The sequence below is a fragment of the Rhizobium sp. 10N414 genome, from assembly GCF_056394785.1.
Window position 1 is genome coordinate 1 of record NZ_JBFTIN010000008.1, and the last position, 16,931, is coordinate 16,931.

The window sequence follows — 16,931 nt, forward strand, 5'->3', positions numbered from 1 at the left end:
AGGATGTCATGGTCAACCCGGTCGAAGAACTTCTCCAGATCCACGTCCACAACGATCCGCCGTCCGGACTGCACGAACGATTGCGCCGCCAGGACGGCATCGTGCGCACTCCTTCCCGGACGGAAGCCGTAGCTGTGCTGGCTGAAGGTMGGATCAAGGATTGGCTGAAGGACTTGCAGGAGCGCCTGTTGGATCAGGCGGTCCAGCACCGTGGGGATGCCAAGCTCGCGCTCGCCGCCCCCTGGCTTCGGGATCATCACCCGACGCACCGGCTGTGGCCGGTACGTCCCCTCCCGCAGGCTGTCGCGGATGGCAGGCCAAGAGATGCGCAGCGACGCAGCCGTCTGGTCGATATCCAGACCGTCCACGCCCGCCGCGCCTTTGTTGGCCCGCACCTGCTTCCACGCCCGCAGAAGGTTCTCTCGCCGCAGGGCCACCTCAAGCARCCCTGCGCCCGTGTCGTTCCCGATCCGCGGCGGGGGCTCGGCTTCGTCGAGACCAGAGCCCGGACGGGCTTCACCCGCTTGCCTCTCCGATCTCCCGGGCTGTCCCGGCATCTGACGCATGGCCTTGCTCATCCTTGGAGGAACTTCACTCTCTCTCGTTCGGCCCTTCGTTCGCGCCTGTGCGCTCCCTACTACGGCCTCGGCTGACYTCTCGCTCCGGCTCGACACCGTCGCCCTTTCAGGCGCAAGACGAGATCTCCCCAGGTAAGAACGCACTCCTTCACTGCACGACCGCCGGATTTACGCCACCGCCCCTTGGTCACAAGAGCTTCGCGGTCGTTTSCCCGCTCGCCCTGGTTGGCACCGCCTCATATCCRGTTCTTGTTCATCGGCCCGCAGTTTCGATCCACGCTTCCTCCCCWCGGTCGGTCGCCCTTCCGCAGTTGCGCTTCTCTTCGTTCGCCGTGACCAGCTTACGGTGGGACTTCCACCCACAAGAATGCGCCCATGCTGGGCGCACAAACAGAAGCCGGACGGTACCTGCYGCCCGGCTTTTTTCTTGCCCGCGGGGAGTTCGCGCATAGCTTAAGGGAAACGGTATTGCCGGAGGCGATATGAAGGTCGTGCGAATCGTAGCGAACATCGAAACAGCCGATCCGGCCGCTGCCAAGGTCTTCTATAAGGATATCCTTGGCCTCGACGTACTGATGGATCACGACTGGATCTCCACCTATGGCTCAAACCAATCAATGCGGGTCCAGGTGGGCTTTGCGAGCGAGGGCGGCTCAGACACACCGGTTCCAGGCCTCTCGATCGAGGTCGACGATGTTGACGAGGCCTTCGCAGCCATGAGTGCATCAGCCTTCGAAATCATCTATGGGCCGGCCAATGAGCCCTGGGGCGTTCGGCGCTTCTACGTGCGCGACCCCTTTGGAACAATCGTGAATATTCTTTCTCATAGACCGTGAAGCCGGCAACGCCCGACTCCTCGGGCGGGACGCGCTGCGCCATCCAGCGGCAATTCGCGCGAAGGTGTTAGACTAAAGTCATAATCCCAAAGCCGCTCTCTGTATGGATGAGCTTTTCTGTCACACTCTTGTCAGGCGAACCGCGACCCGAGGGTATGCTTTGAGGAGAGCATGGTGGTCGCGCGCCGCGTTTCACATCATTCTGTGGAGGACAGAAAATGGCAAATATCGCAAGCGTCGACGGCCCCAAGGCCGGTCCGATGACGGGCGAGGAGAAGAAGGTTATCTTCGCTTCATCGCTCGGCACCGTTTTCGAATGGTACGACTTCTACCTTTACGGTTCGCTCGCAACCTATATCGGCGCGACCTATTTTACCCAGTATCCGGAAGCAACGCGAAACATCTTCACGCTTTTGGCCTTCGCTGCCGGCTTCCTCGTGCGTCCGTTCGGCGCACTGGTCTTCGGGCGTCTCGGCGATCTCGTCGGACGCAAATACACGTTCCTGGTGACGATCCTTATCATGGGCCTCTCCACCTTCCTCGTCGGCATCCTGCCGGGTGCGGCGACGATTGGTATCGCAGCACCGATCATCCTGATCGGACTTCGCCTCTTGCAGGGTCTTGCGCTCGGCGGTGAATATGGCGGTGCGGCGACTTACGTGGCCGAACATGCCCCGCATGGACGCCGCGGATACTTCACGTCGTGGATCCAAACCACGGCTACGCTCGGCCTCTTCCTGTCACTTCTCGTCATCGTCGGCGTCCAGTTCCTGATGGGCAAGGAAGCCTTTGCGGCATGGGGCTGGCGCATTCCGTTCCTCGTCTCCGTCGTGCTCCTCGGGATTTCCGTCTGGATTCGACTGAAGATGAACGAATCTCCGGCATTCCAGCGCATGAAGGCCGAAGGCAAGGGATCCAAGGCACCGCTGACGGAAGCTTTCGGTCAGTGGAAGAACGCCAAGATCGCCCTGATCGCGCTTCTCGGCGCAACGATGGGTCAGGCGGTCGTCTGGTACGGCGGCCAATTCTATGCGTTGTTCTTCCTGCAGAACGTGCTCAAGGTTGATCTGCAGTCGGCAAACATCATGGTCGCCATTGCGCTCTTCCTGGGCACGCCCTTCTTCGTCATCTTCGGCGCCCTGTCCGACAGGATCGGCCGCAAGCCGATCCTGATGGCCGGCCTCTTGATCGCCGCCGTTACCTACACCCCGCTGTTCAAGGCCATGACCTGGACTGCCAATCCGGCGCTTGCGGAAGCCCAGGCTTCTATCCGTGCAACCGTGACGGCCGATCCGGCGGATTGCAAATTCCAGTTCAACCCAACTGGAACGTCGAAGTTCACCAACTCTTGCGATGTGGCCACTGCCTTCCTGACCAAGAACTCGGTGCCTTATGATGTCGTGCCCGGCCCGGCAGGCCAGCCTGCCACGATCAAGATCGGTGACGAAACCATCCCCAGCTTCGACGTCGTCGCCGCCGGCGACAAGGCAAAGGCAATGACGGGCGCGTTCGAAAAGGGCGTCAACATCGCCCTTCATGATGCCGGATACCCGCTGAACCGCGGCGCCATCAAGGTGCCGGATGCGAAGCTGGACGCCTTCATCGCGGCCAACCCTGAGCTTGCCCTCAACGCTGACGCAGTACGCGCCGGTGAAAAACAGACCGTACCGGTCGACAAGCTGGTTGCCGACAAGCTGCTGACGGCCGATGAAGCAAAGGGCGCCACCGACATGGCGGTCTATAACATTGCCAAGGGTGGCAGCTTCTCCATGGTAGCCGACCCTGCCCGTGTCAACTGGATCGGCACGATCGCCATTCTGTTCGTGCTCGTTCTCTATGTGACGATGGTCTATGGCCCGATCGCAGCCCTGCTGGTCGAACTCTTCCCGACCCGCATCCGCTACACCGGCATGTCGCTGCCTTACCATATCGGCAACGGCTGGTTCGGCGGCTTGTTGCCGGCGATGGCCTTTGCAATGAGCGCGGCCAAGGGCGATATCTACTTCGGCCTCTGGTATCCGATCGTCTTCGCAGCCATCACGCTGGTCATCGGCCTGATCTTCCTGCCGGAAACGAAGGACCGCGATATCCACGCCATGGATTGAGCCGATTGAGGACTGCAAACATCTGCCCGGCGCTCTCAAGGCGCCGGGTATTTTATTTATGGAAGGCTAGAGAAGACGGCTCAGCCGCGGCGTCGGCCAGCCGCCATCGCGATCGATGGAGAACACCAAGCCGAAGCGCGCGAAGAGGACCGAGGTGGCAAAGGCGAACCAGGCGCCCAACGCAAGGCCGGCCACGACATCGCTTGGATAATGCACGCCGATGATGACGCGTGTGGCGCCAAGCCAAAGGCCTATGCCGATAAAACCAAGGCGAAAGCGCGGGAAGAGAAGTGCGAGCGCCACGAACAGCGCGCCGATGTTGGCCGAATGGCCCGACGGAAAGCTCTGATGCAGGAAGTCAGCATTGAAAGGCGCGAAGCTGAAGATACCCTCCTGCTCATAGATCAGCGGTCGGGCCCGGCCGATTGCAAACTTCAGCACGTTGGCGACGATGCTGGTGGATAGAACGGACAGCCCGACATAAGCCGTCATCTGTCCAAAATAGATCATGCGGAACTGCCTGCGCACCTTCCAGAGCCGGCGGCGAACGAGATAGCTGGTGGCGAAGATTGTGCAAAGGCCTGCCAGGATCCAGGCGAGCCTGCCGATATCGGTAATGTCCCCGGCAACGGTGATCAGCCGCGGCGCCAGGTCCTTGGCCGCCTGTCCGAGCGGACGGTCGAAGACGAAGAAAGCGATGGCAACCGCGTTGATGGCCGAAAAGACGAAGCCCTTCCAGGGAACCCGCCGATGGATCGTACGCCGCGCCTCGTAACGCCTTCGCAGATAGTTCCAGAAACTTGGCTTGCGATCGACGGTCCCGCTCATTCCACTCCGCTCTTTCCTCAATGCAGAAGGGAGATAGGGGCGACAATAACTGCCTTCAAGCAAAGGCCCTCCGCATCAACAGATGCGAAGGGCCAAAAGCGTGTTTCACGTGAAATATCAGGCAGAAAGCGCCTTGAACTCGGCGAGGATCGCGTCGCCCATCTCAATAGTTCCAACCTTCGTGCAACCTTCGGCCATGATGTCGCCGGTGCGGATGCCCTTGTCGAGGACGTTGGCGATCGCCTTTTCGAGGTTGTCGGCTTCCTTCACGAGGTTGAAGGAATAGCGCAGGCACATGGCGAAGGAAGCGATCATCGCGATCGGATTGGCGATGCCCTTGCCGGCAATGTCAGGAGCCGAACCATGCACCGGCTCATAGAGCGCCTTGCGCTTGCCGGTCTTGGCATCCGGGGCGCCAAGCGAAGCCGAAGGCAGCATGCCGAGCGAGCCCGTCAGCATGGCGGCAACGTCGGACAGCATGTCGCCGAACAGGTTGTCGGTGACGATGACGTCGAACTGCTTCGGCGCGCGCACCAGCTGCATGCCGCCGGCATCCGCCAGCATGTGCTCGAGCTTGACGTCGGAATACTTGTCCTTGTGCGTCGCTGTGACGACCTGGTTCCACAACACGCCCGACTTCATGACGTTGCGCTTTTCCATCGAGCAGACGCGATTCTGACGCGTGCGGGCCATTTCGAAGGCCACGGCCGAGATGCGCTCGATTTCGTATGTATCGTAGACCTGCGTGTCGATCGCGCGTTTCTGGCCATTGCCGAGATCGGTGATGGTCTTCGGCTCGCCGAAATAGACGCCGCCTGTCAGTTCGCGGATGATCAGGATATCGAGGCCTTCGACCAGCTCCGGCTTCAGCGAGGAAGCGGAAGCGAGCGCCGGGTAGCAGATGGCCGGACGCAGGTTGGCGAAAAGCTCCAGATCCTTGCGCAGGCGCAGCAGGCCGGCTTCGGGGCGTACTTCATAGGGAACATCATCCCACTTCGGACCGCCGACGGCGCCGAAGAGAACGGCGTCGGCTGCGAGCGCCTGCTGCATGTCGCCTTCGGAGATCGCCGCGCCGTGCGCGTCATAGGCGCTGCCGCCGACCAGACCTTCGTCGGTGACGAAGCCGGCATTCATTGCCTCGTTCATATAGGCAATGATCTTGCGGACCTCGCCCATGGCCTCTGGGCCGATGCCGTCGCCCGGCAGCAGGAAAAGATTGCGCGCTGTCATGAAACCCTCCGCGGAAAAACAAGTTGCGGCTTCTTAGACCTGCAAAAACGGCATTTCAAGCGAGTGGGCGGCCGATTCGGTACGGTTGCGGAATTACTGCCGCGATCCCTCGTTGACCGATCGGCGCATGCGGGTCCACAAGAAGAGCCTCCATCGCCACGGTCATCGGACACCATCATGCCATCTGCACCGCTCCACCTCGACACGCCGCTTTTCCGCACCTCCGCCGACTACAGCGCAAGCAACAAGCCGCTTTGGCTGAAGCTCGACGCGCTGCAGCCCTCTGGAAGCTTCAAGCTTCGCGGTGTTGGCAGGCTTTGCCAGCACGAGATCGAGAACGGCGCACGGGAGATCTTCTGCGCCTCCGGCGGCAATGCGGGGATCGCCGCCGCTTATACGGGACGGGCGCTCGGCATTCCGGTGACGATCGTCGTACCGGAGACGACGTCGCCGGAAGTGCGCCAATCGATCGAAGCAACCGGCGCCACGGTTCTCGTGCATGGATCGGTGTTCGACGAAGCGAATGCCTTCGCAATAGAACACGCGAAGGCCAGAAACGCAGCCTACGTGCACCCATTCGATCATCCCCTTCTGTGGGAGGGGCACGGCACTTTGATCGACGAGGTTGTCGCAAAGGGCGCCGAGTTTGATTGCGTCATCACGAGCGTCGGCGGTGGCGGCTTGCTGGCGGGCATCGTAGCCGGTCTCGAGCGAAACGGCCTGTCTGATGTGCCGGTCATTGCCGTCGAGACCGAAGGGGCCGCTTCGCTTTATGCCAGCCTTGCTGCAGGCGAGCGCCTTACCTTGCCGGCGATCACCTCAATCGCCAGTTCGCTTGGCGCACGTCAGGTGGCGCAGCACGTCTTTGATCTGCCGAAGCACCACCCGATCGAAAGCGTCACGGTCACGGATGCGCAGGCGGTCACCGCCTGCCTGAAGTTCGCCGATGCCTATCGCATTCTGGTCGAGCCCGCCTGCGGGGCCGCCCTGGCGGTGGCCGACGTGCATTCCGATATTCTCGCCCGCTTCAATAATCCGCTGATCGAAGTCTGCGGCGGCATCGGTGTCTCGCTGGAAAAGCTGAAGGTTTGGAAAGAACGGTTGCTGTAAGCAGCAAAAGAAAAGCCGGGCGAAAACCCGGCTTTCTCGAATGCTATGTTTTTAAGACTTAAGCAGCCCAGGGGCGCGATGCCGCGTTCTTGGCTTCGAAGCTGTCGATTGCCTTGCCCTTCTCGAGTGTCAGGCCGATATCGTCGAGGCCGTTCAGCAGGCAGTGGCGCTTGAACTCGTCGAGATCGAACTTGATCGAACCGCCGTCCGGACCGGTGATCTCAAGGTTTTCCAGGTCGACCGTCAGGATCGCATTGGAGCCGCGCGAGGCGTCGTCCATCAGCTTGTCGAGGTTTTCCTGGCTGACCTTGATCGGCAGAATGCCGTTCTTGAAACAGTTGTTGTAGAAGATGTCGGCGAAGCTGGTCGAGATTACGCAACGGATGCCGAAGTCGAGAAGCGCCCATGGCGCATGCTCGCGCGAGGAGCCGCAACCGAAATTGTCACCGGCAACCAGGATCTTCGCATTCTGATAGGCCGGCTTGTTCAGCACGAAATCCGGGTTCGGAGAACCGTCTTCATTGTAACGGGCTTCGGCGAAAAGACCCTTGCCAAGACCGGTGCGCTTGATCGTCTTCAGGTAATCCTTCGGAATGATCATGTCGGTGTCGATGTTGACAACAGGCAGAGGGGCAGCAACGCCCGTCAGCTTTACGAATTTGTCCATGGCCTGGCTCCAATGTCAGCAGACGTAGTTTTGTTGATCAGCGTTTAGTCCAGATTTCGGCCAAAATGAAGGAAAATTTACACCGCGGAAAAGGCTGCGCGCGGATTCGACGCGCAGCCATCCATGGATATCGTGAGATCAACTTGCATTCGCTGGCGCATTCATTGCCCAGAGAACCCCGAACGGATCGCGAAGCTGGCCATACCGATCGCCCCAGAACATCAGCTGAACGGGCATGATCACCTCTACGCCAGCCTGAACCGCGCGCTCCCACCAGAAATCGATATCGTCGATAACAAGCTGGAGACTGAAGCCCTGGTGCTTTTCGAAGGGATGACCATGCTCGGGGTAGGCATCGCAGAGCATCAGCGAGCTTCCGTTGACGTAGAGGTGAACATGCATCGTCCGCCCGTTTTCGTCAGGAGGAACGACAAAAGCCTCCTCGGCGCCGAACGCACGCTTGTAGAATTCCGCCGCCTTCAAAGCACCGTCGACGGTGACATAAGGCAACAAGCCATTCTTGACCGGCGGCATTTTCGTTGCGCCGGTTTCCGTTGCGGTATCCATTCTGTCCTCCATTGTTTGATTTGGTTTGGGCAAAAGCCCTGGCCTTTCAAAGACGCGGGAAGATCAGCCGAGCCGACAGCGATGTCGAAATTTTTCTGGAAACGACCCGACGGTCAGAGGTCGATGATCGTGCCGCGCCCGTCATTCCAGATACGCATGCTCTCGCCGGAATGTGACTTCGTTCTGGCGGTGGCGCGAACGGGGGCCGGTTTCATCTTCAGCGAAAGCGCGCGGCCAACCATGAGCACCGTCAGGATACCGCCAACTGCGAGCGTCACAGAAAATGTGAGGAGCGCCAACGCAATGAAGGCTGTGATGCCTGCGAGCAGGAGGAAGACGGAACGAATGCTTTGCATGGTTTAGACCTTTCTTCGGAAAGGAATGTGGTCCTTCATTTCTTTCTCTGCAAGGTGAGCATGGCTTTTTGTTGTCTTGCCACCCATCACAAAGCTTGGCACAGATTTGTGATGACCCGCAACTCTCCGACTCGTTCCTTGAATCTCCGCCGTTCGGTGCTAAGCGTTCCGGCCATCAATGCACGCGCCTTGGAAAAGACCCATGCGCTCGATTGCGACGCCGTGATCTTCGATCTCGAGGACTCGGTGGCGCCGGAGCGAAAGGCGGAAGCCCGCGACAATCTGAAAGCCTTTTTTTCGGGCCCTCCTCTGGTGAACAAGGAGCGGATCATCCGCATCAATGCGCTGGCTTCCACATTCGGCAATGCCGACATGGAGCTGGTCTTGGCATTGGAACCGGATGCCGTGCTTCTGCCGAAAGTGGACGAGCCTCAGGATGTGATGTCCATCAGCGACCGGCTTGCCGATGCCGATGCGCCGGAAAGCCTCCGCATCTGGGCGATGATCGAAACGCCCCGCGGCATTCTGAACGCGGCGGCGATCGCCGAAGCCGGACGCACGCCGGGCTCAAGACTCGATTGTTTCGTCGTTGGCCTCAACGACCTGCGCAAAGAGACCGGTGTCTTGCCGCAGCCCGGCCGCACCTATCTCGTGCCCTGGCTGATGCAGGTGGTACTTGCCGTGCGTGCCTATGGCCTCGACGCGATCGACAGTGTCTTCAATGATTTCAAGGACGCAGATGCCTTCGACGCCGAATGCGCGCATGCCCGGGCCATGGGCTTCGACGGCAAGATGCTGATCCATCCTGCTCAGATCGAAGCGTCAAACCGGCATTTCGGCCCGGACAAGGCGGCAATTGCCGAGGCGGAGGCAATCATCGCCGCCTTTGCCGACCCGGCTGCCGAAGGTCTGAACGTCATCAATGTCAATGGACGGATGATCGAGCGGCTGCATCTTGTCCAGGCGGAAAGTCTGGTTCATAAAGCCCGCCTGATTACTGAGCGCCAAACGGCGAAGTGAAAGACGACTCTAGATGAAGCTTTATCGCCTTCTGACCGGCCAGGATGATGCCGCTTTCTGTCATCGCGTAACCGACGCCCTCAACAAGGGCTGGTCGCTGAACGGCTCGCCGTCGCTGACCTTCAACACCCAGACCGGCCAGGTGATGTGCGCTCAGGCGATCGTCAAGGAAGTCGAAGGCAAGGACTACCACCCGGACATGAAGCTATCCGAACAGTAAGCGAAGGCTTAGCGTTCGGCCGCCTCTTCGGCACTTGCCTCGATCCGTTCCATGTCGTCGTCGCTGAGACCGAAATGGTGGCCGATCTCGTGGATGAGGACGTGGGTGATGATATCGCCCAGCGTCTCGTCGTTCTCGGCCCAGTAGTCGAGGATCGGCCGCCTGTAGAGGCGGATACGGTTCGGCAGTTCGCCGGTTTCCATCGTGAAACGCTCCGAGATGCCCCGGCCTTCAAAGAGGCCGAGAAGGTCGAATGGCGTTTCCAGCGCCATGTCCTCGAACACGTCGTCGTCAGGGAAATCCTCGATCTCGATGGTCAGATTGGTGGTCAGCGAGCGGAATTCTTCCGGCAGGTGGCTATATGCCTCCATCGCCAACGACTCGAAGGTACTGATCGTCGGCGCGTGGCGATCCCGCCAATCCTCGCTCTGGTCTATGCGGGCCATTAATATTCCTTCCTTTGCCGCCCATATAGAACCTTTGCGCACGATTTTCGAGAGCGGAATCAAAGGCAGGAATAAATTCACATCAAATGCCTGTTGACTCTTTCGCCCGCCTCTGGAATCCATAAGAACATAACAGGAACATATGAGACTTGGAGTACGTCATGGCACAGTCGGCCGTGACGCGCGAGCGGCTTTTTGCGCTCCGCGAAACCATTGCAAAGCTTGAAGGGAAGCCCGCGCCGGCCTTGGCGGCCGCGCAAAGCGAAGCCTTGGCCGACAAACGCCTCGCCGCCAAGAACGACAGCGGCCCGCGTTTTCCTCTTGGAATACCCGCACTCGACGAGGCGATCGATGGCGGCTTGCCGCTCGACGGGATCACCGAGGCTCGCACCGACCTCTTGCGGGAGGCCGGTGCCGGCAGCGGCTTTGTGCTGGCGCTTGCCGCCATGCTGCAGCGTCAAGTCGAGGAGAGCCACAGTGCGCCGCTACCGATCCTGTGGATCGCGGACATGGTTTCCACGATGGAAGCAGGCGTCCCCTACGCCGTAGGGTTACGAGATTTCGGTCTGAAACCGGACCAGTTCTTCTATGCCAGTCCGCGCAAGCTTGAAGACGCTCTCTGGCTTGCGGAATCTGCAGTCGAAAGCGGCGTTTTTCCTGCGACGGTTCTGGAGATCCGCGGCAACCCAAAGCCCTTCGGCCTGACGGAGAGCCGTCGTTTGAGCTTGCGGGCGAAAGCATCGAAACGCCCGCTTTTCCTGTTGCGGCAGGCTGGAGAGGAAGAAGCCAGCAGCGCTTATTTCCGCTTCCTTGCAGCACCCGCGCCGGCACAGGCGCGCCCCTTGCCGGATGGCACGATGCTGGGCGGTAGCATCGGCAATCCGGTTTTTCATCTCACCCTGGAGAAGAGCCGCAACCCGGCTCCCCTCTCCTTTCTACTGGAGTGGAACCCCCATGACCGCCGTTTTTTCGCCGTCTCCCAATCAGCCAACCCTCGCCTTCCAGACGAACGCGCAACGCATTCTGGCACTCCACTTTCCGCACCTTCCAACCGACCGGATCGCAAGAAAGAAATGGGGGCTCTCCTGGCGTTCGCACGGACGTCCTGAAGCCGCACCGATCGTCTGTTCCAGCCGCCTCAACAATACGATGCGGCTGACGGCACTGGACGAGGCTGCCGAAACACTCAATCTCCGAAAGCATATGGGTGTCGCCGAAGCCCGCGCCATCTACCCCACGCTTGATGTGATCGAGGACGACCCAGCCGCCAACCGGCGCTTCCTGGAAGCGATCGCCGACTGGTGCGATCGCTATACCCCGCTTGTTGCTCTCGACGGCGTCGATGGCTTGTTCCTTGACATTACCGGGTGCGCCCATCTGTTTGGCGGTGAGACGCCCCTTCTCAAGGATATTCTCGCACGGCTCTTCCAGATGGGAATTGACGCCCGCGGCGCCATCTCTTCCTCGCCTGGATTGTCCTGGGCCATCAGCCGTTTTGGCCAAGGCGGCATCATCGAGCATGGGGAGGCAGAACAGGCGTTGGCTCCCCTGCCCGTCGCGGCCCTGCGTCTCGAGGACGAAACCATAGGGGGCCTGGACAAGATGGGCCTCAAATATGTCGGCGATTTGCTGACCGCGCCCCGCGCCCCCCTCGCCCGCCGCTTTGGGGGAGCTGTGCTCTTGAGGCTCGATCAGGCGCTTGGGACCGATGAAGAGCCGGTCTCTCCACGCCTGCCGGTCGCAAGCCTCTCGGTCGAACGTCGCCTGATTGAGCCGATCGGAGCCGAAGACGATATCCTCGCACTCACGGGTCAGGTTGCCGTCTCCCTGAAGCCCTCGCTGGAAGCCCGCGGTGTCGGCGGCCGTATCTTCGAGTTGGTCCTGTTCCGTGTCGACGGCAAGGTTTTTCGCATTTCTGCCGGGACCGCGCAGCCCTTGCGGGAGCCCAAGCGCATTGCCGCCCTCTTTGCCGAACGCCTGCAGGCAATTCACGACGATTTCGATGCGGGTTACGGATTCGAGATCCTTCGTCTCAACGTACTCCTGCACGAAGATTTCGTGACGTCACAGGGAGACTTCGAACACCGCCAGCAGAAGGACGCGTCTCTTGCTGCCTTCGTGGATCGGGTTTCAGCTCGCCTCGGAGAAGACTGCCTGCAAACCTTCCAATTGCGGGAGAGCCACATACCGGAAAGAGCCTACACTAAAGTGCCGGCAATCGAACATCTGTCCGCCCCGAAAACCCGGGAGGGGCATCTGCCACCAGCCAGGAGCGAACGGCCCATCCGGCTATTGCGGAAAGCGGAGCCGATGGATGCCTTTGCCATCGAAATCCCTGATGGCGCACCAGCGAGCTTTCACTGGCGGCGCATGCAGCACCGTGTCTTGAAGAGCGAGGGCCCGGAGCGGCTGGCAATGGAATGGTGGCTCGATGGCGTAGATGGAAAGGATGCTGGGGATCGGGACTATTTCCGGATCGAAGACGATAAGGGGCGCCGCTTCTGGATCTATCGCCAGGGTCATTATGAGCGTGACACAACGCAGAGTTGGTTCATGCACGGGGTCATTGCCTGATGTCCGCCTTCTTCGAAATCGGCGCCAAGACCAATTTCTCGTTTCTGGAGGGCGCCTCCAAGCCCGAGGAAATGGTCGTTCAGGCTGCCGTTATGAAGCTTGGAGGCCTTGGCATTGCCGACCGCAACTCAGTTGCAGGTGTCGTCCGGGCCCATGCCCAGGCAGAGGCGATCCGGAAGAAGTTCGAACGAATGAAAGCCGGGCTTCTGGAGGAGCGCGAGAAGAAGGACATCATTCCCGACCCGATCCGTTTCCAGCCGGGAGCCCGCCTCGTCTTTGCGGATGGAACGCCTGACATTCTTGCCTACCCCCGAGATCACCAGGGCTGGGCGCATCTTTGCCGGTTGCTGAGCGCTGGAAACCTGAGAGCCGAGAAGGGTAAGTGCATTCTGTCGGAAGCAGATCTGATGGAATGGGGCGACGACATGATGCTTGCAATCATTCCGCACCCGTCCATTGCCGACGATAACAATCACGCCGCGTTCGAAGCCTGTCTGGAGCGCTTCAGAAAACGCTTCCGGAAAAACATCCACATGGCGCTCGCTCCCGCCTATGACGGCCGCGATAGGCGCATGTTTGCGACCATCTCCATGCTAGCTGACCGTAGCCGCATCCCGCTGATCGCCACCAACCAGCCACTCTACCACGATACGGCCCGCCGCCCCCTCGCCGATATCGTTACCTCGATCCGGGAGCATATTCCCATTCCCGAGGCTGGCTTTCTCCTGGCTCCGAATGCCGAACGCTATCTCAAGAGTGGCAACGAAATTCTGCGCCTCTTCAGAGACTATGCGCACGCCGTAACAAACACAGGGAAGTTCTTTGAAAGCCTTTCCTTTTCGCTCGACGAACTGGAGCACAACTATCCCTCCGAGAATGACGAGGGGGAAACACCCTATGAAACACTGGAACGCCTTACCAATTCAGGTGCAGCAAAGCGCTTCCCCAACGGCGTGCCTGAGAAAGTTCAGAATAACATCGAATACGAGTTGGATCTCGTTCGTCGTAAGCAATATGAACCATACTTCCTGACGGTCCACAGGATCATCCAGTACGCCAGGCATGAGAAAAAAATCCTCTGTCAGGGTCGCGGCTCCGCGGCAAATTCCGTCATTTGCTACTGCCTTGAGATAACCGAGGTGAATCCCGAGAAAAGCACCCTGCTTTTCGACCGCTTCCTGTCGATGGACCGCGACGAACCGCCGGATATCGATGTCGATTTCGAGCATGAGAGGCGCGAAGAGGTCATCCAGCATATCTATGAGAAATACGGCAAGGAGCATGCGGGTCTCACCGCAGGGGTGACCACTTATCGCACCCGGTCCGCCGGACGTGAGGTTTCCAAAGCCTTCGGTCTCTCAGAAGATGTCCAGTCCGCGATCGGCAGCTTGGTCTGGGGCTGGTCGGAAGAGAAGCTATCCGAACGGGAAGCAAAGGCGGCCGGGCTCGACATTTTCGATCCCATGACCAAAAACGTGCTGAAATATGCATCCGAGCTTCTCGGTTTTCCCCGCCATCTCACCCAGCATGTCGGGGGGTTCGTCATCACCAGGGACAGGCTGGATGAAGTCGTTCCGATCATGAAGACGGCAATGGCCGGACGCTACATGGTCGAATGGGACAAGGATGATCTCGACAATCTGAAGATCCTCAAGGTCGATATCCTGGCGCTCGGAATGTTGACCGCCCTGAAGCGGGCATTCGATCTGCTTCTCCTGCATTACGACGTGAAGAAGACCCTCGCCGATCTCGGCAACGATAAGCATGAGGATGAGGAGCCCGTCTATGCGATGATGTGCCGGGCCGACACGCTTGGCGTCTTTCAGATCGAGAGCCGAGCGCAGATGAGTATGCTGCCGCGTCTGAAGCCCCAAAGGTTCTATGATCTCGTCATTGAGGTCGCCATCGTCAGGCCAGGCCCCATTCAGGGAAACATGGTTCACCCATACCTGAAACGCCGGGAGGAAAAGGCACGCGGTATCCCAACGACATATCCGAGCCCGGAACTTAAGGAAGTTCTCAAACGAACACTCGGCGTACCGCTGTTTCAGGAACAGGCCATGCAGATCGCCATCACGGCTGCAGGTTTTAAACCAGCCGAAGCGGATCAGCTCAGACGCGCCATGGCGACCTTCAAACGAACAGGCACCATCGGCAATTTCGAAACGCGGTTCATTGAAGGCATGGTCGCGAAGGATTATCCCCGCGACTTTGCCCTCCAATGCTTCAACCAGATCAAGGGTTTTGGCGAATACGGCTTCCCGGAAAGCCACGCGGCCTCGTTCGCACTACTGGTATATGCCTCTTCCTGGGTGAAAGCCTACTATCCGGATGTCTTCTGTGCTGCGATGCTGAATTCGCAGCCAATGGGTTTTTATGCCCCCGCGCAGCTCGTCAGGGATGCAAGGGAGCATGGGGTTGATATCCGGCCCGTCGACATCAATGAATCGAACTGGGATTGCTTGCTTGAGGAGGCAGAATTTAACAAGCGTTCAGTCGATTTCCGGCATGCCAGCATGCGGGATGTCATCAAGACAAAGCGAGCCGTTCGGCTTGGCTTCCGGCAGATAAAGGGCCTTTCGGAAGCGAGTATGGAACAACTCGTCGCCAACAGAGGCAGGGGCTATTCTTCCATTCGCGATCTCTGGCTACGCTCAGGCCTGCAGAAAGCGGATATAGAGCGGCTTGCTGATGCGGATGCCTTTCGTTCCATAAAACTGTCGCGGCGGGAAGCGCTCTGGGCGGTGCGGGCGCTCGATGCGAAGAGCGCTGCCGAAAAGCTTCCTCTGTTCGACCAGGTGAGCCACATCGACTTGCAGGTCGAGCCTGAGACGCGGCTGCCGGAAATGCTGCCTGGCGAACAAGTCATCGAGGACTATCGCTACCTCTCGCTTTCCCTGAAAGGTCATCCGGTCTCGTTCCTCCGCGACGAATTCCGCAAAGCCGGCGTCGTGCGGAGTGTCGATCTTCTCACCGTCCCGAACGGCAGAAGGGTGACGATCGCCGGCCTGGTTTTGGTGCGTCAGCGCCCGGGCTCCGCCAAGGGCGTCATCTTCATGACACTGGAAGACGAAACGGGCGTTGCCAATGCCATTGTCTGGCAAAAGGTCTTCGAGAAATATCGCCCGATCGTCATGGGAGCACGACTCGTGAAGATCCATGGCAGGCTTCAGAGCCAGAGCGGCGTGATCCACACCGTCGTCGATCATATCGAGGATATGACCCCCGCGCTCGGGATCCTGCAGAAGGAAGCCCGTCGTTTTGGCGTTAGCGATCGTTCGGATCAAGCGCTCAATCCGACGATGGATCCGCGTCAAAGGAAACTCGCAAACTCAGTTGAGAACGCCGTGATGGAGAAGAGCCTCATCTCCGGCAGTCATGGAGCACGGGAAACAGCTCCGATCATGCCAAAGGGCCGCAATTTCCATTGAGAACGTGCATCAGAACGCCGGATTTGAGGGTTTGCAATGTAGCGGAGAGTACCTTCGACAGCCCCACAATGTGCGACGAATGGCCTATTCCGCGAGTCGATTTTTTCTTGACACCTATCATCTTCTTTTGCAGAAAAGGGGATAGTGAATGTCATGTTTGGAATGACGCCGTGCTTGTCTGCAGCTGCAACTACATAACCGATCACGAAATCCGGGAAGTCATCAACGAACTTCTCGATGAGGATTGTTGGCAGCTTATCGTGCCTGCAAAGGTATACCACGCCATGGGGAAACGAGGCCGCTGCTGTGGCTGCTTCCCGAACGTGGTCGACATCATCATCCAGACGACCGAGGAATATCACGCCCGTCACCACTCGACGGAAGCCGAAATATTTGATTTCATGTCCCGCCTCAGAGAATTCCATGAAGAAACCAGGAGAGCGGACATTGAAAGGCGACAAAAAAGTCATCGAGCGGCTTAACGAGGCCCTCTTTCTCGAGCTCGGCGCCGTCAACCAATACTGGGTCCATTACCGACTTCTTGAAGATTGGGGCTACACCAAGCTCGCCAAGAAGGAACGGGCAGAATCCATCGAGGAGATGCATCATGCCGATCGTCTGGTCGCGCGCATCATCTTCCTCGAGGGTCATCCCAACCTTCAGACTCTTGCCCCGCTTCGGATCGGCCAGAACGTCAAGGAAGTTCTGGAAGCCGACCTCGCCGGCGAATACGATGCCCGCACGGCCTACAAGAAATCACGCGACATCTGTCATGAGGCCGGGGACTACGTCTCGATGAAGCTTTTCGAGGAGCTCCTGGCAGACGAGGAAGGTCACATCGACTTCCTCGAAACACAGCTGGAGCTGCTCGGCAAGATCGGCGAATCGAAGTACGGCCAGCTCAATGCCGACTCCGCCAACGAGGCCGAATAACGATTGACATGACCGGCAGCCCTGGCCGCC

At 59.1% G+C, this 16,931-nt stretch carries 17 protein-coding genes; 10 read left to right on the top strand and 7 right to left on the bottom strand.

Features of this window, described 5'->3' with window-relative positions; translation table 11 throughout:
• A partial coding sequence (locus AC1DE4_RS09955) for a reverse transcriptase domain-containing protein (protein ID WP_477881205.1) occupies nt 1-578 on the bottom strand: 578 nt, incomplete at its 3' end.
• Nucleotides 579-1,060: 482 nt separating this feature from the next.
• Between AC1DE4_RS09955 and AC1DE4_RS09960 the strand changes: the two genes are divergently transcribed.
• Both AC1DE4_RS09960 and AC1DE4_RS09965 read left to right on the top strand, forming a co-directional pair.
• The gene (locus AC1DE4_RS09960) at nt 1,061-1,414 is read left to right on the top strand and encodes a VOC family protein (protein WP_025658024.1); all 354 of its coding nucleotides are present in this window, start codon (nt 1,061-1,063) and stop codon (nt 1,412-1,414) included.
• 218 nt (nt 1,415-1,632) lie between these two features.
• Nucleotides 1,633-3,519 (top strand): MFS transporter, encoded by a 1,887-nt coding sequence (locus AC1DE4_RS09965; protein WP_025658023.1) that lies wholly within the window; start codon nt 1,633-1,635, stop codon nt 3,517-3,519.
• A 66-nt stretch (nt 3,520-3,585) separates the two neighbouring features.
• Here AC1DE4_RS09965 and AC1DE4_RS09970 read toward each other — a convergent pair whose 3' ends face one another.
• Nucleotides 3,586-4,347: a phosphatase PAP2 family protein gene (locus AC1DE4_RS09970; RefSeq protein WP_025658022.1), complete on the bottom strand. Its 762-nt coding sequence runs from the start codon at nt 4,345-4,347 to the stop codon at nt 3,586-3,588.
• A 117-nt stretch (nt 4,348-4,464) separates the two neighbouring features.
• Nucleotides 4,465-5,577 carry a 3-isopropylmalate dehydrogenase gene (gene leuB, locus AC1DE4_RS09975; RefSeq protein WP_477881208.1) on the bottom strand — a complete coding sequence of 371 codons (1,113 nt, stop codon included), beginning with the start codon at nt 5,575-5,577 and terminating at the stop codon, nt 4,465-4,467.
• Nucleotides 5,578-5,754: 177 nt separating this feature from the next.
• Between leuB and AC1DE4_RS09980 the strand changes: the two genes are divergently transcribed.
• Entirely contained in the window at nt 5,755-6,687 is a 933-nt protein-coding gene (locus AC1DE4_RS09980) for a pyridoxal-phosphate dependent enzyme (protein WP_025658021.1), read from the top strand.
• 58 nt (nt 6,688-6,745) lie between these two features.
• Here the strand turns inward: AC1DE4_RS09980 and leuD are convergent, their stop codons facing one another.
• The 3 genes from leuD to AC1DE4_RS09995 all read right to left on the bottom strand — a co-directional run bounded on the left by leuD (nt 6,746) and on the right by AC1DE4_RS09995 (nt 8,277).
• Nucleotides 6,746-7,354, bottom strand: a complete 609-nt coding sequence (leuD, locus tag AC1DE4_RS09985; RefSeq protein ID WP_018855928.1) for a 3-isopropylmalate dehydratase small subunit — start codon at nt 7,352-7,354, stop codon at nt 6,746-6,748.
• 138 nt (nt 7,355-7,492) lie between these two features.
• Nucleotides 7,493-7,921, bottom strand: a complete 429-nt coding sequence (locus tag AC1DE4_RS09990; RefSeq protein ID WP_018855929.1) for a VOC family protein — start codon at nt 7,919-7,921, stop codon at nt 7,493-7,495.
• A 113-nt stretch (nt 7,922-8,034) separates the two neighbouring features.
• Nucleotides 8,035-8,277 (bottom strand): hypothetical protein, encoded by a 243-nt coding sequence (locus AC1DE4_RS09995; protein WP_018855930.1) that lies wholly within the window; start codon nt 8,275-8,277, stop codon nt 8,035-8,037.
• A 111-nt stretch (nt 8,278-8,388) separates the two neighbouring features.
• Here AC1DE4_RS09995 and AC1DE4_RS10000 point away from each other — a divergent pair, with 111 nt between their 5' ends.
• Together AC1DE4_RS10000 and AC1DE4_RS10005 are read left to right on the top strand one after the other, a co-directional pair.
• Nucleotides 8,389-9,297: an HpcH/HpaI aldolase/citrate lyase family protein gene (locus AC1DE4_RS10000; protein WP_025658020.1), complete on the top strand. Its 909-nt coding sequence runs from the start codon at nt 8,389-8,391 to the stop codon at nt 9,295-9,297.
• A gap of 13 nt (nt 9,298-9,310) precedes the next feature.
• The gene (locus AC1DE4_RS10005; protein ID WP_018855932.1) at nt 9,311-9,517 is read left to right on the top strand and encodes a DUF1737 domain-containing protein; all 207 of its coding nucleotides are present in this window, start codon (nt 9,311-9,313) and stop codon (nt 9,515-9,517) included.
• An 8-nt stretch (nt 9,518-9,525) separates the two neighbouring features.
• Here the strand turns inward: AC1DE4_RS10005 and AC1DE4_RS10010 are convergent, their stop codons facing one another.
• Nucleotides 9,526-9,963: a metallopeptidase family protein gene (locus AC1DE4_RS10010; RefSeq protein ID WP_018855933.1), complete on the bottom strand. Its 438-nt coding sequence runs from the start codon at nt 9,961-9,963 to the stop codon at nt 9,526-9,528.
• Nucleotides 9,964-10,124: 161 nt separating this feature from the next.
• Between AC1DE4_RS10010 and AC1DE4_RS10015 the strand changes: the two genes are divergently transcribed.
• The 5 genes from AC1DE4_RS10015 to bfr all read left to right on the top strand — a co-directional run bounded on the left by AC1DE4_RS10015 (nt 10,125) and on the right by bfr (nt 16,901).
• Nucleotides 10,125-11,072 carry an ImuA family protein gene (locus AC1DE4_RS10015; protein WP_025658019.1) on the top strand — a complete coding sequence of 316 codons (948 nt, stop codon included), beginning with the start codon at nt 10,125-10,127 and terminating at the stop codon, nt 11,070-11,072.
• 10 nt (nt 11,073-11,082) lie between these two features.
• Nucleotides 11,083-12,537: a Y-family DNA polymerase gene (locus tag AC1DE4_RS10020; protein ID WP_477881325.1), complete on the top strand. Its 1,455-nt coding sequence runs from the start codon at nt 11,083-11,085 to the stop codon at nt 12,535-12,537.
• On the top strand, nt 12,537-15,968 hold the full coding sequence (locus AC1DE4_RS10025) for an error-prone DNA polymerase (RefSeq protein ID WP_477881211.1): 3,432 nt from the start codon (nt 12,537-12,539) through the stop codon (nt 15,966-15,968). Before AC1DE4_RS10020 ends, AC1DE4_RS10025 begins: the two co-directional genes overlap by 1 nt.
• 68 nt (nt 15,969-16,036) lie before the next feature.
• Nucleotides 16,037-16,450, top strand: a complete 414-nt coding sequence (locus tag AC1DE4_RS10030; protein ID WP_084659594.1) for a (2Fe-2S)-binding protein — start codon at nt 16,037-16,039, stop codon at nt 16,448-16,450.
• Nucleotides 16,416-16,901: a bacterioferritin gene (gene bfr, locus AC1DE4_RS10035; protein WP_007528518.1), complete on the top strand. Its 486-nt coding sequence runs from the start codon at nt 16,416-16,418 to the stop codon at nt 16,899-16,901. The genes AC1DE4_RS10030 and bfr overlap by 35 nt, the downstream gene beginning before the upstream one ends.
• Nucleotides 16,902-16,931: the final 30 nt, after the last annotated feature.